The organism is Saccharothrix mutabilis subsp. mutabilis (genome assembly GCF_039521145.1).
In the GTDB taxonomy this organism is placed as follows: domain Bacteria; phylum Actinomycetota; class Actinomycetes; order Mycobacteriales; family Pseudonocardiaceae; genus Actinosynnema; species Actinosynnema mutabilis.
The window spans coordinates 162,970-189,293 of the sequence record NZ_BAAABU010000014.1; the positions used below are offsets into that span (position 1 = coordinate 162,970).

Here is a 26,324-nt window from a genome sequence, read left to right on the forward strand (position 1 = left end):
ACCCCGGTGCGACACTCACCCCATGACTCAAGATCGCGAAGTTCTGGTGGCAGCGGTGGCCCGGATCGCCGAGCGGGAGTTGGCCCCCGGCCGCCCCGGTGTGTGGCAGGTCGTGATGACCGGCGGGTCCTGGTCGTTCAAGATGTTCCCCGACAGGGGGCCGATGGGTGGTGACGCCTCCTTCGAGCGGTTCGACCTGATCCGCGAGTTGGAGGCGGCCCTGCGACCACCCGGCGAGACCCGGACGCTCGTGGTCGAGGTGGCGCTGGACGGGCGCGGCGGTGCGGAGTTCGCGCACGCCTTCGCGCCGGGCGGTGCCTCGGCCGACACGGTGGTGCTCGACCCGGAGTACCGCCACCCGCACCACCCGCGGCCCGGCATGCCGCGTCCGGCTGGGGTGGAACCCACCGGTGCGCCGACCGATCCCGAGGCGGTGCGGCGGGTCGGGGAGTTGCTGGAGGAGTTCGTCGGGCACCACCGAAGACTGACCGGACGCGACCCGGAGTTCGGCGAGGTGCGCACCGAGGAGGAGTTGGCCGCCGCGGAGCGGGAGATGGGGTTGCGGCTGCCCGAGGAGGTGCGGGCGCTGTACCTGTTGATCGGCGACGACATGCGGGAGACCGGTGTGCTGGGCCGGTACAAGCTCATGCCGTTGCGCGAGGTGGTGTCGGAGTACCTGGAGGGCGAGCCGGGGGCGTGGGGCTGGAACGACGGCGTGTTCGCGCTCGACCGGGTGGTCCTGGAGGCAGACCCGCCGGGCGTGGTGCGGCGCGTGTCCCGCAGCGACTGGTGGGTGGTCGCCTTCACGGACCTGGCCGGCAACTACTGCGCCGTGGACCTCGACCCGGGTCCGGCGGGCACACCGGGTCAGCTGATCGCTTACGGCCGCGACTTCTTCGGCCCGGTCGGGTACGTGGCCGAGTCGGTCACGGCGCGGATGAGCGCGGTGCTGGAGAAGCTGCGGCGCGACGACGTCGAGCCGGCCGAGGGCTCGGGCCGCCTGATCGTGCCGCTGTACGACGAGGACGTGGACTACGACGCCTCGGAGTCGGTCGGGTCGCGGGACCTGGCGGAAGTCCTGGCAGACGTCCAGAACCGCGAGCAGGTCCAGCAGCTGTACCTGAACGACGCCGAGACCCTCGACCTGCGCGCGCTGACCGCCACACCGAGGCTGCGCAACCTGAGCATCAACCGCGCGGGCCGGGTCCACCTGCGCCTGCCGGACACCGTGGAGGCGTTGAGCCTGGAGGCGCGGGAGGCCGACCTGTCGGAGCTGGCCGGCCACCCGGCCCTGTGGGACCTGACGGTGAAGGGTGGGAAGGTGCGAACAGCGGACCTGGCCAAGCTGCCGGCACTGTCCTGTGTGGACCTGTCGGGGGCGGAGGTGGACGACGTGGCGGGCTTGGCGGACCTGGACGTGCGAGCGCTGACCCTGTCCGGCGACCAGTGGGCGGTCCTGCGCGCCTCGGGCCGCCTGCCCGCCCACCTCGCGGGTGCGCGACGGGCGGGCAATTCGCGGGTGCTGGAGGTGGTCGACTGGTCCCACTGGCTCCTCGCCACCCACTGACCCATCCGCGCCGACCCACTCGCGCCGGCCCGGCCCGGCCTGCGTCGACCCCGCCGCCGTGACCGGCCTGGCTGGGTTGGGCGCGCCGACCGGACCGCGCTGACCCGCCCTGCGCTAACCCCGCCACCCCGGCCCGGCCGCGCTACCCCAGTCGCGCTGGCTCGGGTGCGCTGACCCGGCCGCGCCAACTTGGGCGCGCTGGTTGGGCGGCGCTGGCGGGCCAGCGGGGTAGGGCGGCGCTGGTTGGGCGGCGAGGTCGGCGCGGGCGGCGCTGGTGGGGCGGCGTTGGTGGGGCGGCGTTGGTGGGGCGGCGTTGGTGGGGCGGCGTTGGTGGGGCGGCGGGGTTGGTTGGCGTGTGTTCAGAGGCCGTGGCGGCGGGTGCCTGCCACTCGGTCCGCGTTGTGGGCCTCGGAGGCGTGGGCGAAGGGGGAGCGGTGCGTGTCCACCGCCCACCTCGCCGACTCGGCGACCAGGTCCGCGTTGATCTGCGCGCCGGCGGCTGCGCCCGCGGCCGACGACGCGCCGACCTGGGCGGAGGGCTCGGTGACGTTGCCGGCCACCCACACGCCCGGCACCTCGGTGCGACCAGCCGCGTCCGCCGGCACGTGCACGCCCGCGCCCGAAGGGTGCTCCACGGCGTGCAGGCCCAGTCCCGCGAGGAAGTCGGCGCGGGCGACCATCCGGGTCGCCACGGCCACCACCTCGCGGGCGACCACCGTGCCGTCGGACAGGCGGACGCCGGCCACGCGGTCGTCGGCGACCTCCACGGCCTTCACCTCGCCGGCCACGACCGGCACCCCCAGGGCGGCGAGCTTCTCGGCGTCCTCATCGGACAGGGGGCGATTGTTCGCGAAGTAGGTCACGTCGTCGCTCAACTGCCGGAACAGCAACGCCTGGTGCACCGACATCGGCCCGGAGGCCAGCACGCCGATCGCCCGGTCCCGCACCTCCCACCCGTGGCAGTACGGGCAGTGCACGACGTCGTGCCCCCACCGCTCGCGCAGGCCGTCCACCGGCGGCAACTCGTCCACCAGACCACTGGCGACCAGCAACCGTCGGGCGTGCACGGACCGGCCGTCGGCCAACGACACCGTGAAACCGGCGTCCGCCCGCACCACCCCGGCCACCTCGCCGTGCACCACCTGCCCGCCGTACCGGCGTACCTCCGCGCGTCCTCGCTCCACCAGGTCCGCGGGCTTCACGCCGTCGTGCCCGAGCAGGCCGTGCACACCCTCGGCGGGCGCGTTGCGCGGCGCGCCCGAGTCGACCACCAGCACCGACCGCCGCGACCGGGCCAGCATCAGCGCACCGCTCAGCCCGGCCGCACCGCCGCCGACCACCACCACGTCGTACCTGCTCGACAGCTCCCGCGCCGCCACCGACCGCGCCGCCACCTTCTGCTTCGCCACCGACTGCTTCGCCGCCGACTGCTTCACCACTGACCGGGTCATCGTGACCACCTCCGCGGACCACACTGCGCCCGCCCTGGCCGATTGGGCAAACTTCGTTGCCGATTTGGCAACCACGACCGCCCGTCTCCCTTGGTCGCCGATTCCTTGACGATCTCAATTCGAGCGCTCAAGCTTGCCGAAACTGTCGATAACTCGACCGAAACTTTTGCGCTTTGGAGGACGATGATGTCCAAGAACGACGCCGACCGGCGCACACCGCGCCGGATAGCGGCCGTCACCGGCGCCCTCGGGCTGCTGAGCGCGGCGGCCCTGGCCCTGCCGCTGGTCGCCAGCGCCGGCACCACGCTGGCCTCCGCCGCCGCCGAGAGCGGCCGGTACTTCGGCACCGCCGTGGCCGCGAACAAGTTGAGCGACTCGACCTACGTGGGCATCCTCAACCGCGAGTTCGACATGGTCACGGCCGAGAACGAGATGAAGATGGACGCGACCGAGCCCAACCGCGGCCAGTTCACCTACACCAACGCCGACCGGATCGTGAACCACGCCCGCAACCAGGGCAAACGCGTCCGCGGCCACGCCCTGGCCTGGCACTCCCAGCAACCCGGCTGGATGCAGAGCATGGAAGGCAGCGCCCTGCGCCAGGCCATGCTCAACCACGTCACCCAGGTCGCCACCTACTACCGCGGCAAGATCTACGCCTGGGACGTCGTCAACGAAGCTTTCGCCGACGGCAGCACCGGCGCCCGCCGCGACTCCAACCTCCAGCGCACCGGCAACGACTGGATCGAGGCCGCCTTCCGCGCCGCCCGCGCCGCCGATCCCGACGCCAAGCTCTGCTACAACGACTACAACACCGACAACTGGTCGCACGCCAAGACCCAGGCCGTCTACCGGATGGTCCAGGACTTCAAGTCCCGCGGCGTCCCGATCGACTGCGTCGGCTTCCAGGCGCACTTCAACAGCGGCAACCCCGTCCCCTCGAACTACCACACCACGTTGCAGAACTTCGCCAACCTCGGCGTGGACGTGCAGATCACCGAGCTGGACATCGAGGGTTCCGGCAGCACGCAGGCGCAGCAGTACCAGGGCGTCGTGCAGGCGTGCCTGGCCGTGTCGCGCTGCACCGGCATCACCGTCTGGGGCATCCGTGACAGCGACTCGTGGCGCGCGTCCGGCACCCCGCTCCTGTTCGACTCCTCCGGCAACAAGAAGGCCGCCTACACCTCGGTCCTCAACGCCCTGAACGCCGCCGGCACGCCGAGCACCACCACGACGACCACGTCCGCGCCGCCGGCGGACTGCCGTTCCGGGTACGTGGCGCTGACCTTCGACGACGGCCCCAACGCGAGCACCACCAGCCAGGTGATCGGCGCGCTGCGCTCCGCCGGCGCCCGGGCCACGTTCTTCAACCAGGGCAACAAGGTCTCCGCGAACCCGTCGCTGACCCGCTCCCAGAAGGACGCCGGCCACTGGATCGGCAACCACTCGTGGAGCCACCCGCACATGACCCAGCTCAGCCAGGCGCAGATGACCTCCGAGATCAGCCAGACCCAGCAGGCGATCCAGCAGGCCACCGGCGAGGCGCCCAAGCTGTTCCGCCCGCCCTACGGCGAGACCAACAGCACGCTCAAGGCGGTCGAGGCGCAGTTCGGCCTCACCGAGGTGCTGTGGAGCGTCGACTCGCAGGACTGGAACGGCGCGAGCACCGCGCAGATCGTGCAGGCCGCGTCGAACCTGCAGGCCGGCGGCGTGATCCTCATGCACGACGGCTACCAGACGACGATCAACGCCATCCCGCAGATCGTCGCGAACCTGAAGTCCCGCGGCCTGTGCACCGGCATGATCTCGCCGAGCACCGGCCGCGCCGTCGCGCCCACCGACACCCCGCCGGGCACGACGACCACCACCACGCCGCCGCCCGCCGGCTCCTGCACCGCCACCTACCGCACCACCCAGCAGTGGGGCGACCGCTTCAACGGCGAGGTCACCATCACCGCCGGCTCCTCGGCGATCACGAGCTGGACCGCGGCCGTCACCGTCACCGCGCCGCAGCGGGTGTCGGCCACGTGGAACGGCACGCCGAGCTGGGACTCCAGCGGCAACGTGATGACCATGAAGCCCAACGGCAACGGCAACCTCGCCGCGGGCGCCAGCACCACGTTCGGCTTCACCGTCATGGCCAACGGCCAGTGGGCGAACCCGACCGTGTCCTGCCGGACGCCCTGACGTGCCAGGATCTCCGCCATGACCGAGCAGACCACGACCGGCGGGTCCACGGCGGACGAACGCCGTGCGCACGACCAGCGGGTGATCGAGGACTTCCGCGCCAACGGAGGTGTTACGGAGGGACGCACCCTGCTCCTGTTGCACCACGTCGGTGTGAAGTCCGGTATCGAACGGGTGACCCCGCTGCGCTACCTGTCCGCCGGTGACCGGTGGGTCGTGGCGGCGGGCAACGGCGGTCTGCCCAACAACCCCGGCTGGTACCACAACGTGCTCGCCCGGCCGGACGTCACGGTGGAGATCGGCACGCGGACCCTCAAGGCCACCGCGCGCATCGCCCGGGGTGAGGAGCGGGAGGAGCTGGCCGACCTGTTCCGCGCCGCCAAGTCCCGGTTCGCGGTGTTCGAGAAGGCCTTGGCGCGGGAGATCCCGATCGTGGTGTTCGAACGCGCCTGACGGCTCGCGCCGCCCCCGATCCCGTGGGGGCGGCGCGAGCCCGTCCTCACAGGCGGTAGAAGTCGCCGTAGTGGTTGGGCGAGAAGTAGACCGCGCCCGTGGTCCGGTCCACCACGATCCGGTAGGCGTCGCGCGACGCGCCGCACGCGCGCGGGTAGACGTCGAACTCCAGGTAGGACCGGCCGCTGGGCAGCTGGCCCTCGCGGTTGTAGAACGTGCCGCCGGCGAAGTTGCACTGACCGTTGGGCCAGCTGTACCACCCGCGCGAGCCGGGGTAGCCCTTCGCCGACCACGTCGAGTTGGCCGACCGGGCGTCGGCGCAGCGGGTCATGGTGCAGGAGCTGTAGACGGTCGCGTCGGCGGCCGGGCCGGCCACCGCGGTGACGCCGAGCACGGACGCCAGCGCGCTCAGCGCGACGAGCAGGCGCTTGGTCCAGGAGAGCCGGGTGCGGTCCAGGGTCTGCACGGAACCTCCTTGGCAGGGTTGCGGAGAGGTGAACGCTCACGATCGTGGCGGATATCGCCCGTTTGAGCTACGAAATGGATCACCAAGAGTCGGTGAACGTCCCGTGTTACATCGATCGGGTGACTATTTTTGGTGCGCTTTCCCGTATCGGGTGGAATGTTCTTCTTCCTGTTCCTTTCTCGTCACGTGCTGGTACGTTCGTGGTGGGGATGGCCCCTCGGGGCCTGCGGTAACAGGGGGAGCGGCAGTGGGGGAAAACCGTGCCCCGGGCGGTGACGCACGCCCGGGAGAAGTGTTGGTGCGCACGTCCGGCTGGGAGCTGGAACCGTACGCGGATTTGTCCGCCGCATTCGTGTTCGTGCGCGAACCATTCTCGGTCAGCGTGCTCGACCGCCTCACGTGGTACGTGCTCGAATTGTGCGACGGCAGCCCGCGCGACGCGGTCGTGCAGCGCCTGGCCGACGTCATGGGCGCGGGTCCGGAGCGCGCCGGGCAGGTCGTGGACAGCCAGGTCGCGATGCTGCGCCGCCACGGCCTGGTGGAGCGTGCCGCGTGACCGCCGGGACGCTGCCGGGCGGCCTGGCCACCGCCCAGGAGCGCAAGCTCGCGTCGGGGGTGTTCGGCCACGCCGACGACATCCGCCGCACCGCGACGGCCTACTACCGGGGGCTGGGCCGGCTGTGCGCGCACCGGTGCGGGGTCACCGGCCTCGACGCCGCCGCCGCGCCGCAGCTGGAGAGCCTGCGCCGGGGCACGCTGGACTCCGCGCTGCGCGCCTTCCTCGCCGGTGACGACGACGAGGGCCGCCGGGTCGTCGCGGAGTACCTCGACCTGCCCCGCACCCACCTCGGCGCCGACACCCGGTCCGCCGACCTGCCGCACGCCCTGCGCGGGTGGCGCGGCGACCCGGTCGGCGAGGAGGTCGTGGCCCGCTTCAACGCCTCCATGGCCTCCGCGAGCGACGCGGCGGTGGTCACGGCGGTCGCGCCCACACCGGAGCACGACGCGGCGCTGGGCCGGACGCTGTCCACCCTCGACCGCGCACTTCCCTTGCTGGGCGCGGAGACCGTGCGCTCGGTCGCGGGCGTGGGCCTGTTCGAGGGCGCGATGGGCAGCGGCTACTACGCCGGCACCCCGTTGCTGATCTTCGTCAACGCGGGCGTGTTCGCCGACGAGGCCGAGGCCGCCGAGATCGTCCTGCACGAGTCCCTGCACCAGAAGCTCGCCGACATCGGGGTGGCGCGCGAGATCCTGCGCCGCGGGTACGTGGACGAGCAGAGCCACCGCATCCCCGTGCCGTGGGGCGGCGACCGGGAGTTCAGCGTCGACCGCGCGCTGGCCGCCTACCACGTCTACACCCACCAGACCGTGCTCTACCTCTCCCTGCTGGGCCACGGCGACCTGGTCCCGCAGGGGCCGGCCGTCCTCGCCCGTCGGCTCGCCACCTCCTGGGCCCGCGCCCGCCACTTCGCCGCGGGCACGGCGACACCCGGGGCGCGCGCCGAGCTGGGCCTGGACGGTCGGCGATTCACGTCGTGGCTGGCGGAGGTCGTGGAGGAGCTGGGCGGCGCGGTGCTCCCGGACGGTTCGCCGTTGCGGGCGCACGCCGACGCCGTCCACGGCTGACCCTCCGCGGCACCGCCGCCACGCGTTCGCACAGCCGAGCACAAGGGGGAGGTGAATGCGCCATGGAATCCATTGCCGCACTGGAGAAGTCGCTCGCCGAGATGTTCACGTCGTCGGGTGACCTGTCGATCGACGAGCTGGGTGTCGCCGACGACACCGAGGTCATCGCGGGCGACGTCCGCGAGATCCGCACGGACCTGTCCATCCTCGCGATGAACCGGCCGAAGACGAAGAGCTGATCCACCGTGCCGGGCGTGGCGCCGCGCCCGGCACGCCGATCGAGGAGGTCCGCCGTGCCGATGTCCGGTGTCGTCCGCCGGGTCGCGCCGCTGGTCCGGCCGCCCGCCGCGCAGCTGTTCCGCGCCGCCCTGGCGCTGCCGACACCCGCGCTGGTCTACGACCTGGACGGGTTGCGGCGGTCCGTGGCCACCCTGGTCGAGGACGTCGGCGGGATCGGCGCGCTCAACCTGGCGGTCAAGGCCTGCCACACCCCGTCCGTGCTCGCCGAACTGGCGGCGCTCGGCCTGGGCGCGGACGTCGCCTCGATCGGCGAGTACCGGCTGGCGCGGGCGGCGGGGTTCGACCGGATCACCGCCACCGGGCCGTCCTTCACCACCGCCGACGCGGTGGAGCTGCGCGCGGGCGGGGTGGTGCTCGACGCGTCGTCGGTCGAGCAGTTGGAGCGGCTGTGCCGGTCGTTCCCCGGGTCCCCGGTGGGGGTGCGGCTGCGGGTGCCGCTGCCCGACGACATCGAGCGCGAAGCGTCCACGTTCGGCCGGGTGAGCCGGTTCGGGGTGGAGGCGACCGACCCGCGCTGGCACGCGGTGCTGGCGCGGTGGGGCTGTCCGCTGGTGCGCCTGCACATGCACACCGGCCAGATGACACCCGAACACCTGCTGCACAAGACCCGCTACGCGCTGGCCGTCGCCGAGGCGTTCCCGACGGTGGACACCCTCGACCTCGGCGGCGGGTTCTTCAGCCTCTACGCCAGTCGCGGCCGGGCCCTCGCGGGCCTGCGCACGGTCGGCCGGGAGGTCGAGGCGTGGCGCGCGCGGACCGGGCGGCCGATGGCGCTGCAGTTCGAACCCGGCGGCGGGATCCTGGGACCGCACGGGTTCCTGTTCGTGTCGGTGCTGTCGGTCGAACGCGACCACCCGGCGTTCGGGGCGGACGTGGTGACCGTCGACGCGTCGGCGTGGAACCTCGCGCCGTGGCACCGGCCGGAGGTCCTGCTCGCCGACCCGGACGTGGCCGGCGTCGCAGAGCGGCGGACGCTGGTCGCCGGGAACACGTTGTACGAGAACGACTTCTTCGGCACGGACGTGCGCGGGGCGGTCACGGCGTTCGACCTGCCGACGTGCGCGGCGGGCGACCGGCTGGTGCTCACCGCCGCCGGCGCGTACACGATGACCAACTCCCGGCGGTTCAACCGGATCGACCCGCCGGTCGAGCACGCGTGGTCCGCCGGGTCGTTGCGGAGCCTGGCATGAGCCTCGAACTGGACCTGCTGACCGGACTGATCGACTCCGCCGCCGGTCAGGGCGCGGAGGACGAGCCGGAGTGGAAGGCGTGCCGCGCGTGGCTGCACGACACCGACCTCGACGGCGTGGACCTGGAGCACCACCTGGAGGACGCGGCCCAACGCATCCGCGCCTTGTTGCTGCGGCGCGGGCACGCGTTGGACGAGCGGCACTTCCGTTCCCCGGACTCGCAGGGCGCGCGGTTCCTGCCCTCGGGCGTGGCGTTCGACCACAGCTACGAGCGCAGCCTGCCGGTGGCGGACCTGGAGTCGCGGCTGGGTGCCGGGGACCCGCCGCCGGGGTGGGAGCACACGTGTGTCGTGTTCCGGTCGTGCATGGCGGCGCTCGGTCACCTGTTCGGGTCGTTGACGCACATGCTGCGGCCGACCGAACGGCGTCCGCTGACGGTCGGGTTCTGGGGGGACTACTTCGAGACGGACCTGTTGCTGGAGTACCAGTCGTCGAGCGTGTTCTCGTGGCGGCGGATCGCTCCCGGGGACGTGGCGGGGACGTTGTCGTGCGAAGTGCTGTTGCTGGAACCCGTGCGCTACAACTGGTCGCTGGACGCGGTGGACGTCGGGGCGTGGGTGCGGGCGTGGCGGGAGTCGCCGGTCCGGCCGCGGATCGTGGTGGTGGACACGACGCTGGTGTCGCCGGTGTGGCCCACCGACCGGGTCCTGCGCGCGTTGAGCGGGGACGTGCTGGTGGTGGAGGTGCGTTCCGGGCTGAAGCTGGACCAGCAGGGGTTGGAGCTGGCGAACCTCGGGATCGTGGACGTGTACTCGCGGGGTGGGCGCGGGGTGCCGACGGCGGAGCAGTTGGGCGTGGTGCTGCGGTTGGCGCGCTCGACCACGGGGGCCGGGCCGTCGGTGGCGGACGCGGCGGCGCTGGACGTGCCGTTCGTGGGTGATCCGGCTTGGCAGCTGCGGCACGCGGGGGCGGTGCTGGCGAACAACGCGCGGGTGGCGGCGGAGATCGCGGACGTGCAGGGGGTGTTCGCGGAGGTCGTGCACCCGTCGCTGCTGGGTGTGGGGCACTGCCCGTTCGTGATCGTGCGGCTGGCGGAGGACACGCTGGTCGGGCACGGCTTGGTGCTGGCGGCGGTGCGGCGGGAGGCGGTGCGGCGGCGGATCCGGTTCACGCACGGGTCGAGCTTCGGCTTCCGGTCGCACCGGTTCGAGACGATCGTGCCGCGGGTGGCGGAGGGGCGGGGGCTGTTCAAGGTGGCGGCGGGGGCGCGGGAGGGGCCGTTCCTGGACGGGGTGGTGGAGGTGCTGCGCGAGATCGGCGGCCTCCCCGACCTGGCGGCGTTGCAGGCGAAGTACCCGAACCTGGAGCCGGTACCACTGACATGACACCTTCAGACCACACCACCGAGCCCCGAGCCGCCGAGCTGCCAGCCGCCGGGGGGATGCTTGGTGGGCCGCCGCCGGCCGGATCACCGACTGCCGGGTCGCCGCCGGGTGGGCCGCCGCCGGTTGCCGAGTCGCCGGTTGCCGAGTCGCCAAGTGCCGAGCCGCCAGGTGCCGGGCCGTTCAGCGCCGGGTCTGCGTCCGCCGTTCCGCGCGGGGCGCGGCCTCCGGCCCCCGAGTCCATCCTCTCACGGGGGACCGACAGGAGTGGGCGGGCGTTGCTCCGAGGGGTTGTTCGGGAGCGGCGGGGGTTGGTGGGGGTTGTTCTCGGGTTGGGGTTGGTGGAGGGGGTTGCCGAGGCGTTGCTGCCTTGGGCCATCGGGCGGGTGCTGGATGCTGCTGTCGTCGGTGTCGGCGTGGTGGCGGCTGTGGGGGTGTTGGTCGGGCTGGTCGTGGTTGCCGTTGTGGGGAGTGTGGGGCGGTATGCGTTGGCGGCTCGGTTGCGGATTCGGGTGGCTTGCTCGTTGAAGTTGCGGGTCGGGCTCGGCGCGACCGGTGGGCGGGTTTCGGCCGGGGACTTGGCTACGTCCGTCACCACCGACACCGATGACATCGGGGACTATCCGAACGCGTTGGCGCGGGTGGTCGCCGCCGGCGTGTCTTTGGTGGTGGTTGCCGTTTACCTGCTGGCCGGGTCGCCGCTGCTGGGTGTGGTGGTGTTGGTCGGCGTGCCGGTGGTGATGTGGGTCACCACCAAGGTGGCTGAGCCGTTGGAGGACCGCCAGCGGGAGCACCGGGGGTTGCTCGGGCGGCTGGGGGATCTTGGGTCCGACATCGCGCTCGGGTTGCGGGTGCTGCGGGGGATCGGGGCGGAGCGGGCGTTTCGGGATCGGTACCGGGACGTCTCTCGGCGGACGCGTGCGGCGGGGGTCGCGGTTGCGCACACCCAGGCGGCCCTGGAGGCGGCCAAGTTGCTGTTGCCGGGGGTGTTCCTGGTCGTGGTGACCTGGTTGGGGGCTCGGTTGGCGGTGGGCGGGGCGATCACGGCCGGCGAACTGGTCGCGTTCTTCGCCGCTGCGGCGTTCCTGGTGGAGCCGTTGTCGTCGGTGGCCGGGTTCGTCTCCACCCGGAGTGAGGCCGTGGTGGCGGCGGACAACGTTGTGCGTGCTTTGGATGTTCCGCAACAGGTGGAGGGCGGACGCGCTCCAGTGGGAGGGGACCTGGTCGATGGGGAACTTGTTGCGCCGCAAGGGGTGTTCACGGCGGTGGTGACGGGGGACGCGGCCGGGTGTGCTGCTCGGTTGGCCGGGGTGGTGCCCGGGGAGGCCACGTTGGGAGGTGCTCCGCTTCATGAGTTGGACGCACGACTGCTGCGGCGCGTGGTTGCGCTGCACGACGATCCGGCACTGTTCTCGGGCACTGTCCGGGAAGCTGTGGACCCGTGGCTGACCAGTCCGGATGACGCGGTCGCCGCCGCGTTGCGGACCGCTGTCGCCGATGACGTCGTGGCGGCGCTGCCCGAAGGCCTCGACACGGAGGTCGGGGCGGACGCCCGCACGCTCTCCGGCGGTCAGCGGCAGCGGTTGGCGTTGGCTCGTGCGGTCCTGGGCAATCCCGAGCACCTGTTGCTGGTGGACCCGACCGGCGCCCTGGACACGGCCACCGAGATCGAGGTCGCCCGTCGGCTGAAGGAGGCCCGGCGCGGCCGGTCGACCGTCGTCTTCACCACCAGTCCGGCGTTCCTGGAGGTCGCCGACCGGGTCGTGCTCCTCACGGACGGCACCGCGGTCAGCGGTTCCCACGACACGCTTGTGGCTGCCAATGACGCCTACCGCCTCCTGGTCACCCGGGGGACGGCATGAACACCCTTCCCCTCGCCGACCGCCGCACGGTCGCCCGCGAGATCACCACCCTCCTCACCACGCACCGGACCCGCCTCGCCCGCCTGCTCGTCGTGCACCTGCTGGCGGTCGCGGTCGGGCTGGCGCCACCGGTGCTGCTGGGCGTGCTGGTCGACGGCGTGACCACCGGGTTCGAGGGCACCGAGGTGGACGTGGTCGCGTTGCTCATCGGCGTCGCCCTGCTCGCCCAGGCCGGGCTGGCGTTCGTCGCCACGCGCCTGTCGTTCACGCTCGGCGAGGTCGTGTTCGCCGACCTGCGGGAGGACTTCACCGAACGGGTCCTCGCCCTGCCGCTGTCCACCGTGGAACGGGTCGGCCCCGGCGAGGTGCTGTCCCGGTCCACGACCGACCTGGAGTCCATTCGGGACATCGTCCGCACCGGCCTGCCCGAGACGGTCGTGGGCGTCCTGACCGCTGTGCTGACGGTCGGGGCGGCGTTCCTGGTCAACCCGCTGGTCGCGGGCGCGTGCGTGGTCGGCCTGCCGCTGATCGCCCTGTCCACGCGGTGGTTCACCCGACGCGCGCCCGCCGCGTTCGCCGACGAACTGGCCGCGCAGGCCGCGTTGACCACGGCCGTCGCGGAGACCGCGCGTGGCGCGGCCACGGTCGAGGCGTTGGGCCTCGGGGAACGGCGGCGGCAGTTGGTCGCCGAACGGGTCGCGCGGGCGGAGGAAGCGTCGAAGCGCCCGGTGCGGTTGCAGGTGCGGTGGTTCCCGGTCGTCCAAGCCGGCTACCACCTGGCGCTGGTGGTGGTGCTGGCGTGGGGCGCGTGGCTCGTCGTGCTCGGTCGGGCGGACATCGGCGAGGTGGCCACGATCGCGTTGTTCGTCCGGGCCATGGTCACCCCGCTGGACGACCTGGCGTACTGGTTCGGCGAGGTGCAGTCGGCGTCCGCCGCGTTCGCCCGCATCTTCGGCGTCGCGCCCGCGCCCGGGACCGGGGAAGGACCGCTGCCGGCGGACGCGGGCCTGGAGATCGCGGGCCTCCGCTTCGGCTACCGCCCGGACCGGCCGGTGCTGCACGGCATCGACCTGACCGTCGCGCCCGGCGAACGGGTCGCGGTGGTCGGCCCGTCCGGCGCGGGCAAGTCGACGCTGGCCATGCTCGTCGCGGGGGTGCTGCGGCCGGACGCGGGCCGGGTGGCCGTCGGCGGCGTGCCGGTCACCGACCTCGCCGCGCCCCGCGACCACGTCGCCCTGGTGACCCAGGAGGACCACGTCTTCCACGGCACGGTCGCCGACAACCTGCGCCTGGCCCGCCCCGACGCCCCCGACGCGGACCTGACCGCCGCGCTCGGCGCGGTCGGCGCGCACCTCGCCCTGGACACCGAGCTGGGCCCGGACGCCTACCGGCCCACGCCCGCGCAGTGCCGGCAGCTCGCCCTGGCCCGGGTGGTGCTCAAGGACGCGCCGGTGGTCGTGCTGGACGAGGCGTTGTCGGACGGCGTGGACGTCCTGCTGGCGGGCCGGACGGTCGTGCAGATCGTGCACCGGCTGGACACCGCCGTGCGGGCGGACCGGGTCGTGGTGCTGGCCGACGGGCGGGTGGTCGAGCACGGCCCGCACGCCGCGTTGCTGGCGGCCGGCGGCGGGTACGCGGACATGTGGGCCGCGTGGTCCGGGCGGCCGGTCGTGGGCGCGGCGGAGTAGTGCCGTGGCGGGCCTGGAGGACGTCCTGGTGATCGCGCCCGACGTGGTGCGCCGCTCGGCCGACGCCGACGGCGCGGTGTTCTGGTGGCCCGGCACCGGCCGCGAGGTGCGGGTGGGCCGGACGTCCGCGCGGCTGCTGGCGCTGTTCGCGCTGCCCACGGCGGTGAGCGCGGTCGCGGCCGAGGTCGGCGCCGACCGGGACCGCTCGGACGTGCTGCTCGGCGCGGTGGACAGCCTGCGCGAACTGGGCCTGCTGCGCCCCTACGGCGAGCCGTCGGTGTCCGTGCGCACGGGGTTGTTCGGCCTGCCCGTGACCGACCTCGCGGGCGCGCTGCGCGGGTCGGCGCGCGGTGTCGTCGTCGGCGTCCCCTACGACGCGGGCGTCACCTACCGGGCCGGCGCGCGGTTCGGGCCGGAGTACCTGCGGCGGGTCAGCACCGGCCTGTTCCGGGCCGGTTTCCGCGACGGCCGCCCGGTCGGGATGCTCGACCCGGTCACCGGCCGGCGCGTGCTCGACGGCGTGGCGCTGGTGGACATCGGCGACCTGACCGGCGTCGCGCCCGCCCGCAACGGCCCGATGCTCACCGACCTCGCCGACACCGTCGAGGCGGTCGCGGCGGCCGACCGGGTGCCGGTCGTGCTGGGCGGCGACCACTCCATCACCCTGCCCGTCGTGACCGGCCTCGCCCGGACCCACGACCGGCTCGGCGTGCTGCACCTGGACGCCCACCACGACTACGGCCAGGTCCGCACCGGCGACCGCGCGGACGCCCACCACGGCAACTTCCTGGACTGGGTGGTCGGCCTGGACGCGGTGGCGTGCGTGGCGCAGTTCGGCATCCGCCAGCTCACCGCCGAACCGCCGCAGCACAGCCCGAAACTGCTCGGCTGGCCCGGCCGCGGCGCCCTGGACGTGCCGGTGGACGACATCGTGGCCGCTCTGCCGCCCGGGTTGCGCTGGCACGTGACGATCGACGTGGACGTGCTCGACCCGTCGGTCCTGTCCAGCACCGGCACGCTGCTGCCCGGCGGGTTCGGCCACGCCGAGGCGGTCGCGCTGGTCGACGGGTTGTGCCGGCGGCTGGACGTCGTGGGCCTGGACGTGGTGGAGCTGATCGGGTCGGCGTCGGACGCGCCCGGCATCGTCGTGGCGGACCTGCTGCTGCGCGCGCTGGACGCCGTGTTCACCAGGGGGCGGTCGTGATCGCGGACTTCGCCGACCGGGACATCGCGCCGGTCGCGGCGGCGTTGTGCGCCGAGGACACCGGGCGGCCGTGCCCGTGGGACGCCGGGTGCCGCGAACGCCACCCCGTGCTGCTCGGGCCCGTGCTGGCCGCCGCCGACGTGGGCAACGCCGCCGTGGCCCGCGTGGGCGGTCGGCTGGCGGGGTACGCGCGGGTCGTCGTCAGCGCCCACCGCGGCTCGCTGTTCGTGGAGTGCGCCGGCGGGGTGGTGCCCGGGTGGCGCGGGCGCGGCGTGGGCCGGGCGCTGCTGGAGTGGTCGCGGGACCGGTCGCTGGCGCTGGCCGGCGGTCGGCACGTGGAGCTGCTGGTGGACGTCCTCGACGGCCAGGACGACCTGCGCGGCCTGGCGCAACGCCTCGGGTTCGGCTACAAGTCCGGGTTCGCGGAGCTGAGCCGCCCGCTGCTCCCCGCGATCCCCGGCCCGCCCGGACCCGATCCGCGACCGCTGGACCCCGACGGTGACCGGGACGCCGTCACCGACCTCTACACGACCGTGTTCGAGGCCGAACCCACCTCCGGGCGCGGCCGGGCGCGGATCGCGGCGGCGTTGGAGCACCCCGGCCTGCGGCCCGAGCTGTCGCGGGTGCTCGTCGGACCGGCCGGGCTCCTGGGGTTCCTCCTGGTGGTGACCTGGCCGGACGACCCGACCGACCTGTGGGTGGAGACGGTGTGCGTGCGGCCGGCCGAGCGGGGGACCGGCGCGGTGCGGCGGATGCTGGCCGACGTGACCCGGTGCGCGCCCCGGGCGTTCACGACGCTGAGCATCGGCGTGCCGCGCGGGACGGACGGCACCTGGGCGTTGGCGGGGTACGCGGACCTGGGGTTCGTGCGGGTGGGCGGCTGGGACCGGTACTCACTGCTGCTGGCGTGACCGGCGCGCGGCGAGCAGCCGCCGCGCGCCCCGGTGCTGGTCGGCCGGTTCGACGGCCAGCCGGTTGAGGTGCATGTGCAGCAAGCTCGTGAAGACCTCCTCGGGCAGCTCGACCGGCGGGTACTCGTACCGGGGCCCGCCGGAGCCGAGGAGCAGGCGCAGGAGCCTGCGCTGCTCGTGCTCCTGCCGCCGCTCGGCCCGGGACGCCGGATCGGCGGCTTGGCGGGACAGTGCCGCCAGCGCCAGGTCACCGGGAGTCCCCAGCGCGGTCAGGAACGCGTCCGCCGAGAGCGCGGCGAACGTCGCGTCGTCCACCCCGTCCGGCCGCGGCTCGGCCAAGCACCGCACCACGTTCGTCGTGTCCACGCAGAACAGCTCCTCGCACACCGCGAGGTTCGACGGGCCGCCGTACCGCTGGACCTCCGGCACGTACGGCTCGACGGAGAACTCCGCCACCAACCCGCGCCCGTGCAGCAACCGGGCCGCCGCGCACAGCTCGTCGATCCCGGCCGCGTCGGCGCGCACCCGCACCCGCAGGTGGTCGCGCGGCACGTCGTAGCGGACGAAGAACCACCGCCCCGCCGGGAGGAACCCGCTCAGCGCGGCCAGCACCGCGTCCTCAGACCGGCGGTCGCACCGCAGGTGCAGCGCCCACCACCCGTCACCCGGCAGTCGCGGCACGGGCGCGGCGACCTCGGTGCGCGTCGGCAGGTCGAGCACCTCGGGCCGGTAGCCGTCGTCCACGGCCGTCACCACGATCTCCGTGGCGTGACCGGCCTGGTCCGGCCGCAGGAACGACTCCTCCACCCACTCGTGCCCGCGCAGCAACCCGCGGTGCACCGGGTGGTCGAGGTCCAGCAGCAGCCGGGTGTCGCCGTCGCCGACGTGCACGAACCTCGGCACGTCCGCCCGCCACCGCTCCACGTCGTCGTGGTCCACCCGCCACCGCGCCGGCGACACCACCACGCCGGCGACCTCGATCCGGGGCAGGCGCAGCGCCGCGTCCGCGAAGGACCCCCAACTCCACCCGGGCACGGCGAAGTGCTCGTTCGACACCCGGTGCACGAAGTCCGGCAGGGGCGGCGCGGTGGACGTGCCGACCAGGTGGTGGGTCCGCACGAGCACCCGCCGCCCGTCCCGCCGCGACCGCAGGTGCAGGCGGCCGTCCCGGTGCCCGACCACGATGTCCGCCGGCCGCAGGGCGTCCGGGGCCACCGACGACCACGCCAGCACCGTCTCGTACGGCGAGGACCCGCCCGCGTGGTTGACCGTGGTGTCGTGCCAGTAGTCCAAGGCCGCGAAACAGGTCCCCGGCTCGCGCTCGTTGCGGACGGCGTCGCGCAGGTGCCCGTCCACGCGCGGGTCGAACGGCGCGAACCGGCTGAACGCCCGACCGCCCGGCGCGACCACCCCGCGCGGTGCGAGCACCAGCCGACCGTCCGCCACCTGCACGAACACATCGCACGACGGCACCGGCCGCAAGCCGTGCGACGGCAGCCCCGCCACGTCGGCCAGGCTCAACTCGACCACCGGGTCCCGTTCGGCCCGCCGCAACACCAAGCGCCGCAACGGGTCCAGGTCGCGGTCGTCGTCGGGTCCACGGGCGGGCAGCCCGCCCAGGTCGTCCAGCACGTCCTCGACCGGCACCTCCTCGTGCCCGTACCGCTCGGCGAACACGTGCGCGTACCGGGTCAGCTCGGCGGGCGGCCGGCGGGCCAGGGCGATGCGCTGCAACACCTCCAACGCCGTGGCGAGCGGGTCGCGCCATCGGCCGTCCACGGTGTCGCCCACGTCCAGCGCGAGATCGACCAACGTGGGCTCGGGCAGGTCGAGACCGGTCACGTCGAACCCGAACGGCGCCGTCGGCCGCCGAACGTCCACCAGGAACCCCTCGCGGACAAGGGTGTCCACGAACGCGACCGCCTTGTCCTCGGGCACGTGCGGTGACGACTCCCGCACCAGCCCGACGACCTCCGCCCACGGCCGGGGCGAAGCGGTGAACGCCAGCACGGCGTCCACCACGTCCGACCGCCGCACCGACCGCGGCCGTCCCGCGACCCCCGGCGGCTGCGCCACGACCCGCGTGCCGGACACGCGCGCGGTCGGGTTGCGCCCCACCACGTCCGGCCGCGTCCCGCGCACCAGGGCGCCCACCGCCACCGCGTCCACCCGCTCGTGCCGCCGCACGGCCCGGGGCGCGCGCAACGGCCCGTCCGCGCCCCACGACGCGAACCCGGTGCCCGCGAACAGCCCGAACGGCGTCGGCCGGGTCACCATCCGGTTGGCGTAGCGGAACAACGCCAGCGCCGCCCGCCGGTCCGGCGCGCCCCGCCGGTCCAGTTCGCGGGCGAACCCCGGGTTGGCCACCCGCACCGCGTCGCGCAGCCCGGCGTCGGCCCACAACCGGCCCGCCGCGTCGAGCGAGTCCGGTTGCAGGTCCCGGAACCGCTCCAGCGGCAGCACCGGCATCCGCACCATGACCAGCGGCAGGAACCTCACACCAGGCTCGACCAGTAGTCCCAGAACGCGAACAGCACCAGCACCACGATCACCGCGTACCACAACGCGAGCACCGCGCTGTGCACCCGGCGCAGCGGCGCGAGCGCGGGCCACGTGTCCAGCGTCGTATACCAGAAGATCGGCAGCACCACGACCCACACGACCATGCAGTACGGGCACAGCGCGCGGATGTCGTACAGGCTCGCGAAGATCAGCCAGTGCACGAACACGACCCCGAACGCGGTGCCGACGTTCATCGCCACCCGGTACCAGCGGGGCGGCTCGAACCCCGCCAGCACCGCGACCCCGGTGGTGACCACGACGGCGAACGCCGCGATGCCCAGCAACGGGTTCGGGAAGCCGAACGCCTCCGCCTGCGGGCTGTCCATCACCGACCCGCACGACACCACGGGGTTGAGCGAGCACGTCGGCACGTACGCGGGGTCGCGCAGCTTGGCGATCTTCTCCAGCGCGAGCGCGGCGGCGGCGCCCAGGCCGAGCCCGCCGCCGATCACGTAGAGCCAGGCCAGCCGGGCGTTCATCCGCCCAGCGCCGCGTCGATCTTCGCGCGCAGCTCGCGGTCCAGGTCCGGGTAGGTCTTCGCGGTCGGGGTGAACCTCTCGCCGTTGAGGAAGAACGTCGGCGTGCTGCTCACGCCCAGCGCCTGCCCGTCGGCCAGGTCCCGGTCGATCACGGCCTGGACGTCGGCCGAGGCCATGTCCGCGCGGAACTTCTCGACGTCGAGTCCGAGGGACTTGGCGTACTCCTCGAACCTGGCCGTCGCGGCGGCGGTGTCGCTGCTGGTGGTCTTGCCGCTCACGGCCCAGTCCTGGAAGCCGTCGTAGAGGGCGTGGTACATCTCCTTGTACTTGCCCTGCTTCGCGGCGGCCTCGGCGGCCTTCGCGGAGGGCAGCGCCAACGGGTGCATCTGCAGCGGGTAGTTGCGGGTCACGATGGTGATGCGGCCCTGGTAGTCCTGCTCCAGCTTCTTGGTCACGTTGGCGTAGTAGGACGCGCACGCCGGGCACTGGTAGTCCAGGAACTCCACGAGCGTGACCTTGCCGCCCTCCACTGTGGACAGCGTGTGGGCGTTGGCCGGCACCAGCCGCTCGTCCGGCACGCCGCCGCCACCGCCGCCCGCGCCCGACGAGCGGTTGGCCAGGACGATGCCGCCGATCACGGCCGCGGCGACCACGACCACGACGGCGGTGAGGATGAGGTTGAGCGACGGGCCGCGGCGCGCGGTCACCGGGTTCTTCGTGCCTGACATCGAGGAGTTCGCCCCTGTTCGAGAGTGCCTGTGGCCTGGTGGTCGGATCGCGACGCCGGAAGTTCCCGGTATCACCCGAACGTGGGGTGTCGGGCGGCTACCGACCCGTGCCTACCAGGACCGGTGTGAGGTCGGGGTGGGGCAGGTCGGGGTCGAGCGGGCGGACCAAGCGGTCGTGGTGGGCGCTGAGCGGGCTCGATTCGGCGCCGATGCCGTAGATCGCTGTGCGTTCCATCAGGTCACGGCGATCGTGATGGCCGCGGTGTGCAGCTTGTTGTCGTGGGAGAACTCCAGGAACAGGCGGTATTCGCCCTTGTCCGCGAATACCGCTCGGAACGTCAGCTCGCCGTTGATCAGCGGTGCGCCGGCCGGTTCGACCGGGTGCAGGTGGGTCGCCGACAGGAGCATGGTGTGGAACCCGGTCATGTGGCCGTTCGCGCCCAGGTGCGGGTCCAGCGCCTTGACCGGGGTGCCGTCGGGGGCGCGGATGGCGAACCGCAACGACTGCGGGCGCATCACGCCCGGTTGCCCGGGTTCGTCCACGCGGGTCACGGTGAAGCCGTCCGCTGTCACCGTCCGCGCCGCCGGCGGGGGCACCGGGACCAGGGACGTGTCGCCGGGGACGGTGAACGGCACGCCCAGGACCACGGGGTGGCGCGGGTCCTTGGTGTCCGTCGGCACGAACTCGGCGAACATGCGGTAGGCGCCTCCGTCCGGCAGGGACAGCGTGGTGTGCCAGGTGTCGCCTTGCAGCGTCGGGTGCACGTGCTGGAAGACGTGCATGTCGTCGCGGATGGCGAAGAAGTGCATCTGCTTGGTCTGGTTGTCCAGGAACGTCGTCACCGGAGTGCCGTCCTTGCCCAGGATGCGGAAGGCGACGGGGACGGCCGGGCCGCGTTCGGCGGGCATGGTGACGCGGTCGAACCGGAAGCCGCCCTCGGCCTCGGACAGGCCGTCGCTGTGGGCGGCCGGGACCAGGTCGGGCTGGTGGGTCGAGTGGGCCGGGGCGGGGGTGGGGCGGGTCAGGGTGATCGTGGCCGCCACCACCACGGCCGCGGCGGCGGCCAGGAAGGCCCAGTCGGTGAACCGCAGGGTGCGCATGGGTCGCTCCATCGCCGGAGGCGGGTGGCGGTGGGGCCGCCACCCGCCTTCAAGGGGTCAGAACTGGAGGCTCCAGGCGTCGATGTAGCCGGTGTCGGCCCGGTAGACGTCCTGCACGCGAAGCTGCCACGTGCCGTTGGCCGTCTCCGCCGAGGCGTTGACGGTGTAGGTGGTGAGCACGTTGTCGCCGCTGTCGTTGTTCGAGGCCTTCAGCCGGTACGTCGAGCCGTCCGGGGCCACCAGGTCGATGACCAGGTCGCCGCGGTAGGTGTGCTTGATGTCGACGTTGACCTGAAGGGTGGCGGGGGCGTTGCCGGACACGCCGGAGACCGTCACCGGGGAGGTCACGGCCGCGCCGGCGTCGGGGATCTGGACGTCGGCGGTGTTCTCGAACCGGCCGCCGGGCGGGGGCTCGGTGCCGCCGAGGTTGGGCTTGACGACGACCAGGCCCTGTTCGATGCCGTTGACGAGCACGATGCCGCTGGCGAAGTAGGGGTAGTTGCTCCACGCGCCGTTGAACTTGGCTTCGTCGCCGGCCGGGTAGATGTCGAAGTAGCCGACCTCGGTCAGCCGCGCCGAGGCGACGCCGCTGACGTCGAGGATGCGCAGCCCGGCCTGGTAGTTGGCCTGGAAGGTGTGCTGCCCCTTGACGTACTGGTTGTGGTCGATCGCCGTGGCGGGGGAGCTGTAGGTGCCGGTGTGCACCGGGTTGGTCAGGTCGGCCAGGTCCCAGATGTAGGTCTTGGTGCGCTTGTCCGTGCCGGAGGACTCGTCCAGCTCGTCGTCCAGGAGGAAGTAGCGCTGGCCCTCGGTCAGCCAGCCCTGGTGGGAGTACTGGGAGCCGGAGTAGCCCTTGCGGGACAGCTGGACCGGGCGGGCCTTGTCGGTCACGTCGACGATGGTCAGCGTGTCCTCGTTGGCGTTGAAGCAGATCTCACGGCCCTGGTACTGGGTGTGGGGGCCGCGGTAGACGACGCACTGCGTGTCGTGGGTGTAGCCGTCCTGGGAGACGCAACCGGCGTTCTTGGGCGACTTCGGCGTGCGGATGTCCACCATGTGCGGACCGCCGCTGCACGTGTTGGAGCCGATCGCGTAGGCGTAGCCGGTTTCCTCGTTGATGGCGATGTTGTGCGCCGGCCCGAACTCCTTGTAGAGCACGTCCGCGGTGAAGGTCTGCGGCGTGGTGATGGTGCGCAGGCGGGTCAGGTCGAACACCTGCATGCCGTGGCCGGAGATGAAGTCGGCGACGATGAACGCGTGGTCCTTGTAGACCTTCATGTCCCGCCACGTGCTGCTGCCGCCGTTGGAGGGCAGGTTGCCCAGGTACTTCGGCGCGGTCGGGGTGCTCACGTCGACGAACGCGGTGCCGTTGGTGCGGCCGACGATCGCGTACTCCTTGCCGGAGGACGGGTCGGTCCAGCCCCAGATGTCGTTGCCGTTGCCGCCGCCCATGCTCGCCAGCGGCAGGACGCTGAGCAGGTCGACGTTCTTGCAGGGGTAGATGTCGGCCTTGCCGTTGACGCACGGCACCCCGGCCGCGGTGCCGACGACGGCGTGCCGCTCGGCGGGTTGGTGGTCGGCCAGGAAGGCGCGTGCCGCGGCCTGGCCCTCGGGTGTCTCGGGGTCGTGCGCGGACGCGGCCGTCATCGACAGCGCGACCGCGGCGGCCGTGAACACGGCCAGCCCGGCCCATCGCAGGGATTTCATGATGTGCTCCTCACCGGAAATTCCCGGACCGCGTGGCGCGGCCCGGGAGCAGGGTTTTCCGATCAGGTTCCGACGATAGGACCGGCCGTGGCCGGGGATTAACCCCCGATCGTCGGTTGGGAGCGGTCCCTTTGAAGGGTCAGCGCCGGCCCGCCTTCGCCAGCGTCTCCTTCAGCACGTGGTACGCGGGCTTCTTCGAGAAGTCGTCCCACATGACGGTGGCCGCGCCCTCGCCCTGGAAGAAGACCGGGACCCACGAGTACTTGTCGGTGAAGCCCCAGATCGTGAAGGAGTCGCAGCCCTCCACGGCCAGGCACGCCACCAGGGTCCGGTTGTAGTAGTCGGCCTGCTGGGCGAGCTGCGCAGCGGTGGGCACGCCGTCGGCGGGCAGGTCCATGCGGACGTCCAACTCGGTGATCGCGGTTTCCAGGCCCAGCGCGGAGAACCGCTCCAGGTTGGCCTGCAAGTCGCCCGGGAACCCGTAGCGGGTGCTCAGGTGCGCCTGCGCGGAGAAGCCGTCGACCGGGACGCCCTGCGCCTTCAGCTCTTGGACGAGCGCGTAGTAGGCGTTGCTCTTGGCGTTGACGCCCTCCACGTTGTAGTCGTTGAAGAACAGCTTCGCCTTGGGGTCGGCCTCGTGCGCCCAGCGGAACGCGTCGGCGATGATGCCGGGGCCGAGTTCGCGGATCCAGATGTTCTCGGTGGTGCGCAGCTGCCCCGAGTCGTTGAAGATCTCGTTGGCCACGTCCCACTGCTGGATCTTGCCCTTGTACCGGCCGACGACCGTCTTGATGTGGTCGCGCAGGATGGACCGGAGTTCGTCCTTGGTGAAGGTGCCCTCCGTCAGCCAGGCCGGGTTCTGGCTGTGCCACAACAGCGTGTGCCCGCGCACGACCTGCCGGTTGCGCTGCGCGAACTTCACGATGGCGTCGGCCATGGCGAAGTCGTAGCGGTCGCGCTCGGGGTGGATGTACTCCCACTTCATCTGGTTCTCGGCCGACACCGAGTTGAACTCCGCCGCGAGCACGGCGCGGTAGGGCTGGTCGGAGGTGAACGGGTCGGGGTAGGGCATGGTCTCGTGGTGCCCGCCGCCCGCGACGGCGGTGCCGATCTTGAACCCCTTGGGCGCGGCGTGCCGCAGGGTGTCCTTGCGGGCGTGGCCCGCGTCCTCGACCTGCGCGTCCTCGGTGGCCGCGGCGGTCATCGGGGTGAACAGGGCCAGCGCGGTGAGCGCGGCGGTGGCCAGACGGGTGGTTCTCATGCCGGAGCTTCTCGCTTCCTTGCGACGGCTGTCCGTCGAAACTTTCGCAAGAAGATTGCTAAGTTTCGGATGCGCGGACCCTAAGCCGCTGGTCGCGCGGGCGTCAAGGTTCGGGATCCCGAAGCCGGGCCGCTGGGCCGGCCGGGTGACACCGCGACCTCCTGGTAACGAGCGCCACCGCCGTTCCCGAAACGGGTGGGGAAGCCGCCGCCGATGAGGGGACGTCGCATGTCACGTGGGACCCGCCGCAGACCGACACCCAGAGGACGCGCCGGCGGCGTGCTCCTCGTCGTCCTGGCGTTGATCGCCTTCGGCCGCGGACTTCTCCAAGTGGCGCCACCCGAAGGTGCCGGACGTGCGCATCAAGCTCACCGGCAACCGGAAGATGGACGAGAAGCTGGCCAACGAGGCGGCGGGCCTGAAGAGCACGCCGAAGGACTACACCTGGCACCACCACCAGGACAGTGGTCGAATGCAACTCATCAGGCAGGACGTCCACAGCCGCACCGGCCACACCGGAGGGCACGCGTTGAAGACGCATGAGTGACGAGTTCTGGGAGGAGGACCCGTACTACACGGGTCCTCCTCTGACCGGGGAGATGGTCCGAGGGGCGGAGGCGCTGCTGGGCGTCTCCCTCCCGCGGGCCTACGTGGAGCTGCTCGCTCGACGCAACGGCGGCACCCCTCGCCGCCGTTGCGTGTTCACCCCGTTCCCGACCTCGTGGGCCCCGGACCACATCGAGATCCGGGGCCTGCGGGGGATCGGAGGGGAGTGGGGGATCGACTCGCCGGAGTTGGGGAGCCGGTACATGGTCGAGGAGTGGGGTTATCCGGACGTGGGGGTGGTGATCTGCCAGATGCCGTCGGCCGGTCATGACACGGTGATGCTGGATTACCGGGGGTGTGGGGCTCGTGGGGAGCCGGCGGTGGTGTACGTGGACGAGGACCGGGTGCCTCGGCAGATCGCTTCTTCTTTTGCGGGGTTTGTGGCGGCTTTGACTAGGTGTCCGGACTGACGGTTCGCTTCCGAGTGCGGTGCGCGCTCAGGATCAAAAGCGAAGGCGAAGGCGAAGGCGAAGGCGAAGGCGAAGAGCGAGAGCGAAGAGCGAGAGCGAAGAGCGAAGAGCGGCGCTCGCCGCGCGGCAGGCCCCCGGGGGGTGGAAGGGCGTCGGTTCGTCCCCCGCACGGCCTGCCGGAGGCAACCACAGATCGCCGGGGTCGTCCAAAAACTTTCGCTCGTTCCTCCCGAAACTTTTTCAGGCCGACCCCGGCGATCTGTGGTTGGGCTGCGCCCAGGCCGTACGGGGGACGAACCGAGGCCCTTCCTGTGGGCTAAGGAGCCCTTCGGGAAGCGCGCCTTCGGCGCTGGAGTGGGTGGCCGTCAGGGCGTTAGTCGGTGGTGGAAGAAGGTCAGGATTTCGTCGCGTGCTGTCACGGTGGGGTGGCCTTCGCGGTCTACCAGGTGGACTGTGACGACGCTGTGCGGGTAGGGCACGTGGGTTGCGAAGAACGGGGGGACGTCCGGGTTCACGTCGTCCGGTAGTTCGCGGCCCGTGAAACGGTCGCCCAGGGCCTCCCGGTAGGCGGCGAAGCGTTGGGCCGTGCAGATCCGGTCGCCCTCGAAGCGGTAGGCCAGGACGGTCAGGTCGTCGTGGTCGAGTCTTGCTTTCACCGCGCTCAGCTCGTCGGGTGAGATCTCCAGGCCGGCCGGGTTGTCCAGCGGTAGCGACGGTTGTGCCAGGACTGGGGCCAGTACGGCGGGTTCGAGCATCATGGTCAGGGCGAAGTTGCCGGTGAAGCACATGCCGATCGCGCCGACGCCCGGGCCGCCGCACTCGGCGTGCGCCTCCCGCGCCAAGGCCATGAGCCAGTGGGTGACCGGGCTCGACCTGCCTCCGCCCAGCGCTCGGAACTCCGCACTCAGGCACGCCCGTCGCACCACCGCCGCGCCCTCTTCGGCCGAGGGCACCGCGCCGTCCCGGCCGAACAGCGACGGCATGAACACGGTGAAACCGGCGTCGCGCACCCACCGGGCGAAGCGGGCCACGTGCGGGCTGATGCCGGGCATCTCGGACATGACGATCACGGCCGGGCCGTTGCCGGTGACGTGCACGGTCTTGGTGACGCCGTTGAGCGTGGTCTGGCGGTGGGTGAAGTCGGCGAGGGTGTCCACGGCGGTGATCTTCGGCGGTGCACACT

Annotated in this window: 24 protein-coding genes and 1 pseudogene; 15 read left to right on the forward strand and 10 right to left on the reverse strand. The window is 72.4% G+C overall.

Going from position 1 to position 26,324, the window contains the following annotated elements; all coding sequences use genetic code 11:
* The first annotated feature begins 22 nt into the window (after positions 1–22).
* The gene (locus ABD126_RS26330) at positions 23–1,567 is read left to right on the forward strand and encodes an SMI1/KNR4 family protein (RefSeq protein ID WP_343936611.1); all 1,545 of its coding nucleotides are present in this window, start codon (positions 23–25) and stop codon (positions 1,565–1,567) included.
* A 359-nt stretch (positions 1,568–1,926) separates the two neighbouring features.
* Here the strand turns inward: ABD126_RS26330 and ABD126_RS26335 are convergent, their stop codons facing one another.
* Positions 1,927–3,018, reverse strand: coding sequence for an NAD(P)/FAD-dependent oxidoreductase (locus ABD126_RS26335; RefSeq protein WP_343936612.1), 1,092 nt, complete (start codon positions 3,016–3,018; stop codon positions 1,927–1,929).
* A gap of 186 nt (positions 3,019–3,204) precedes the next feature.
* Here ABD126_RS26335 and ABD126_RS26340 point away from each other — a divergent pair.
* The 3 genes and pseudogenes from ABD126_RS26340 to ABD126_RS26350 form a co-directional block, all read left to right on the forward strand.
* Positions 3,205–4,629, forward strand: a pseudogene (locus tag ABD126_RS26340) (endo-1,4-beta-xylanase); the annotation flags it as partial.
* Between the two features lie 189 nt (positions 4,630–4,818).
* The gene (locus tag ABD126_RS26345) at positions 4,819–5,205 is read left to right on the forward strand and encodes a cellulose binding domain-containing protein (RefSeq protein ID WP_343936645.1); all 387 of its coding nucleotides are present in this window, start codon (positions 4,819–4,821) and stop codon (positions 5,203–5,205) included.
* An 18-nt stretch (positions 5,206–5,223) separates the two neighbouring features.
* Positions 5,224–5,658, forward strand: a complete 435-nt coding sequence (locus ABD126_RS26350) for a nitroreductase/quinone reductase family protein (protein WP_343936613.1) — start codon at positions 5,224–5,226, stop codon at positions 5,656–5,658.
* A 46-nt stretch (positions 5,659–5,704) separates the two neighbouring features.
* Here ABD126_RS26350 and ABD126_RS26355 read toward each other — a convergent pair whose 3' ends face one another.
* A complete protein-coding gene (locus ABD126_RS26355) occupies positions 5,705–6,124 on the reverse strand; it encodes a ribonuclease domain-containing protein (protein WP_343936614.1) in 420 nt (139 codons plus the stop codon).
* A 298-nt stretch (positions 6,125–6,422) separates the two neighbouring features.
* Between ABD126_RS26355 and ABD126_RS26360 the strand changes: the two genes are divergently transcribed.
* From ABD126_RS26360 to ABD126_RS26400, 9 genes are all read left to right on the forward strand, one after another.
* Complete coding sequence (locus ABD126_RS26360) at positions 6,423–6,680, forward strand: hypothetical protein (RefSeq protein ID WP_343936615.1); 258 nt, start codon at positions 6,423–6,425, stop codon at positions 6,678–6,680.
* Positions 6,677–7,750, forward strand: coding sequence for an aKG-HExxH-type peptide beta-hydroxylase (locus ABD126_RS26365; RefSeq protein ID WP_343936616.1), 1,074 nt, complete (start codon positions 6,677–6,679; stop codon positions 7,748–7,750). The genes ABD126_RS26360 and ABD126_RS26365 overlap by 4 nt, the downstream gene beginning before the upstream one ends.
* A 62-nt stretch (positions 7,751–7,812) precedes the next feature.
* Positions 7,813–7,989, forward strand: coding sequence for a hypothetical protein (locus ABD126_RS26370; protein ID WP_343936617.1), 177 nt, complete (start codon positions 7,813–7,815; stop codon positions 7,987–7,989).
* A gap of 60 nt (positions 7,990–8,049) precedes the next feature.
* Complete coding sequence (locus ABD126_RS26375) at positions 8,050–9,240, forward strand: diaminopimelate decarboxylase family protein (RefSeq protein WP_343936618.1); 1,191 nt, start codon at positions 8,050–8,052, stop codon at positions 9,238–9,240.
* Positions 9,237–10,625 carry a hypothetical protein gene (locus ABD126_RS26380; protein WP_343936619.1) on the forward strand — a complete coding sequence of 463 codons (1,389 nt, stop codon included), beginning with the start codon at positions 9,237–9,239 and terminating at the stop codon, positions 10,623–10,625. The genes ABD126_RS26375 and ABD126_RS26380 overlap by 4 nt, the downstream gene beginning before the upstream one ends.
* 56 nt (positions 10,626–10,681) lie before the next feature.
* Positions 10,682–12,484 carry an ABC transporter transmembrane domain-containing protein gene (locus ABD126_RS26385; protein WP_343936646.1) on the forward strand — a complete coding sequence of 601 codons (1,803 nt, stop codon included), beginning with the start codon at positions 10,682–10,684 and terminating at the stop codon, positions 12,482–12,484.
* Positions 12,481–14,172 carry an ABC transporter ATP-binding protein gene (locus ABD126_RS26390; RefSeq protein ID WP_343936620.1) on the forward strand — a complete coding sequence of 564 codons (1,692 nt, stop codon included), beginning with the start codon at positions 12,481–12,483 and terminating at the stop codon, positions 14,170–14,172. Before ABD126_RS26385 ends, ABD126_RS26390 begins: the two co-directional genes overlap by 4 nt.
* Positions 14,173–14,176: 4 nt before the next feature.
* Positions 14,177–15,376 (forward strand): arginase family protein, encoded by a 1,200-nt coding sequence (locus tag ABD126_RS26395; RefSeq protein ID WP_343936621.1) that lies wholly within the window; start codon positions 14,177–14,179, stop codon positions 15,374–15,376.
* Positions 15,373–16,287 (forward strand): GNAT family N-acetyltransferase, encoded by a 915-nt coding sequence (locus tag ABD126_RS26400; RefSeq protein WP_343936622.1) that lies wholly within the window; start codon positions 15,373–15,375, stop codon positions 16,285–16,287. Before ABD126_RS26395 ends, ABD126_RS26400 begins: the two co-directional genes overlap by 4 nt.
* On the opposite strand, the gene ABD126_RS26405 is transcribed toward ABD126_RS26400, so the two are convergent.
* The 7 genes from ABD126_RS26405 to ABD126_RS26435 all read right to left on the reverse strand — a co-directional run bounded on the left by ABD126_RS26405 (position 16,270) and on the right by ABD126_RS26435 (position 24,125).
* Entirely contained in the window at positions 16,270–18,786 is a 2,517-nt protein-coding gene (locus ABD126_RS26405; RefSeq protein WP_343936623.1) for a thiopeptide-type bacteriocin biosynthesis protein, read from the reverse strand. The genes ABD126_RS26400 and ABD126_RS26405 overlap by 18 nt on opposite strands.
* A complete protein-coding gene (locus tag ABD126_RS26410; protein WP_343936624.1) occupies positions 18,783–19,328 on the reverse strand; it encodes a vitamin K epoxide reductase family protein in 546 nt (181 codons plus the stop codon). The genes ABD126_RS26405 and ABD126_RS26410 overlap by 4 nt, the downstream gene beginning before the upstream one ends.
* On the reverse strand, positions 19,325–20,056 hold the full coding sequence (locus ABD126_RS26415; RefSeq protein WP_343936625.1) for a DsbA family protein: 732 nt from the start codon (positions 20,054–20,056) through the stop codon (positions 19,325–19,327). The genes ABD126_RS26410 and ABD126_RS26415 overlap by 4 nt, the downstream gene beginning before the upstream one ends.
* Before the next feature lie 97 nt (positions 20,057–20,153).
* Positions 20,154–20,291, reverse strand: a complete 138-nt coding sequence (locus ABD126_RS26420; RefSeq protein ID WP_343936626.1) for a hypothetical protein — start codon at positions 20,289–20,291, stop codon at positions 20,154–20,156.
* Entirely contained in the window at positions 20,291–21,157 is an 867-nt protein-coding gene (locus tag ABD126_RS26425) for a hypothetical protein (protein ID WP_343936627.1), read from the reverse strand. The genes ABD126_RS26420 and ABD126_RS26425 overlap by 1 nt, the downstream gene beginning before the upstream one ends.
* 57 nt (positions 21,158–21,214) lie before the next feature.
* Complete coding sequence (locus ABD126_RS26430; RefSeq protein ID WP_343936628.1) at positions 21,215–22,864, reverse strand: choice-of-anchor B family protein; 1,650 nt, start codon at positions 22,862–22,864, stop codon at positions 21,215–21,217.
* A 139-nt stretch (positions 22,865–23,003) separates the two neighbouring features.
* On the reverse strand, positions 23,004–24,125 hold the full coding sequence (locus ABD126_RS26435) for an endo-1,4-beta-xylanase (RefSeq protein WP_343936629.1): 1,122 nt from the start codon (positions 24,123–24,125) through the stop codon (positions 23,004–23,006).
* A gap of 355 nt (positions 24,126–24,480) precedes the next feature.
* Here ABD126_RS26435 and ABD126_RS26440 point away from each other — a divergent pair, with 355 nt between their 5' ends.
* Positions 24,481–24,672, forward strand: coding sequence for an HNH endonuclease (locus ABD126_RS26440; protein WP_343936630.1), 192 nt, complete (start codon positions 24,481–24,483; stop codon positions 24,670–24,672).
* The gene (locus ABD126_RS26445) at positions 24,665–25,141 is read left to right on the forward strand and encodes an SMI1/KNR4 family protein (protein ID WP_343936631.1); all 477 of its coding nucleotides are present in this window, start codon (positions 24,665–24,667) and stop codon (positions 25,139–25,141) included. The genes ABD126_RS26440 and ABD126_RS26445 overlap by 8 nt, the downstream gene beginning before the upstream one ends.
* A gap of 365 nt (positions 25,142–25,506) precedes the next feature.
* On the opposite strand, the gene ABD126_RS26450 is transcribed toward ABD126_RS26445, so the two are convergent.
* The gene (locus tag ABD126_RS26450; RefSeq protein WP_343936632.1) at positions 25,507–26,298 is read right to left on the reverse strand and encodes a dienelactone hydrolase family protein; all 792 of its coding nucleotides are present in this window, start codon (positions 26,296–26,298) and stop codon (positions 25,507–25,509) included.
* Positions 26,299–26,324 lie beyond the last annotated feature (26 nt).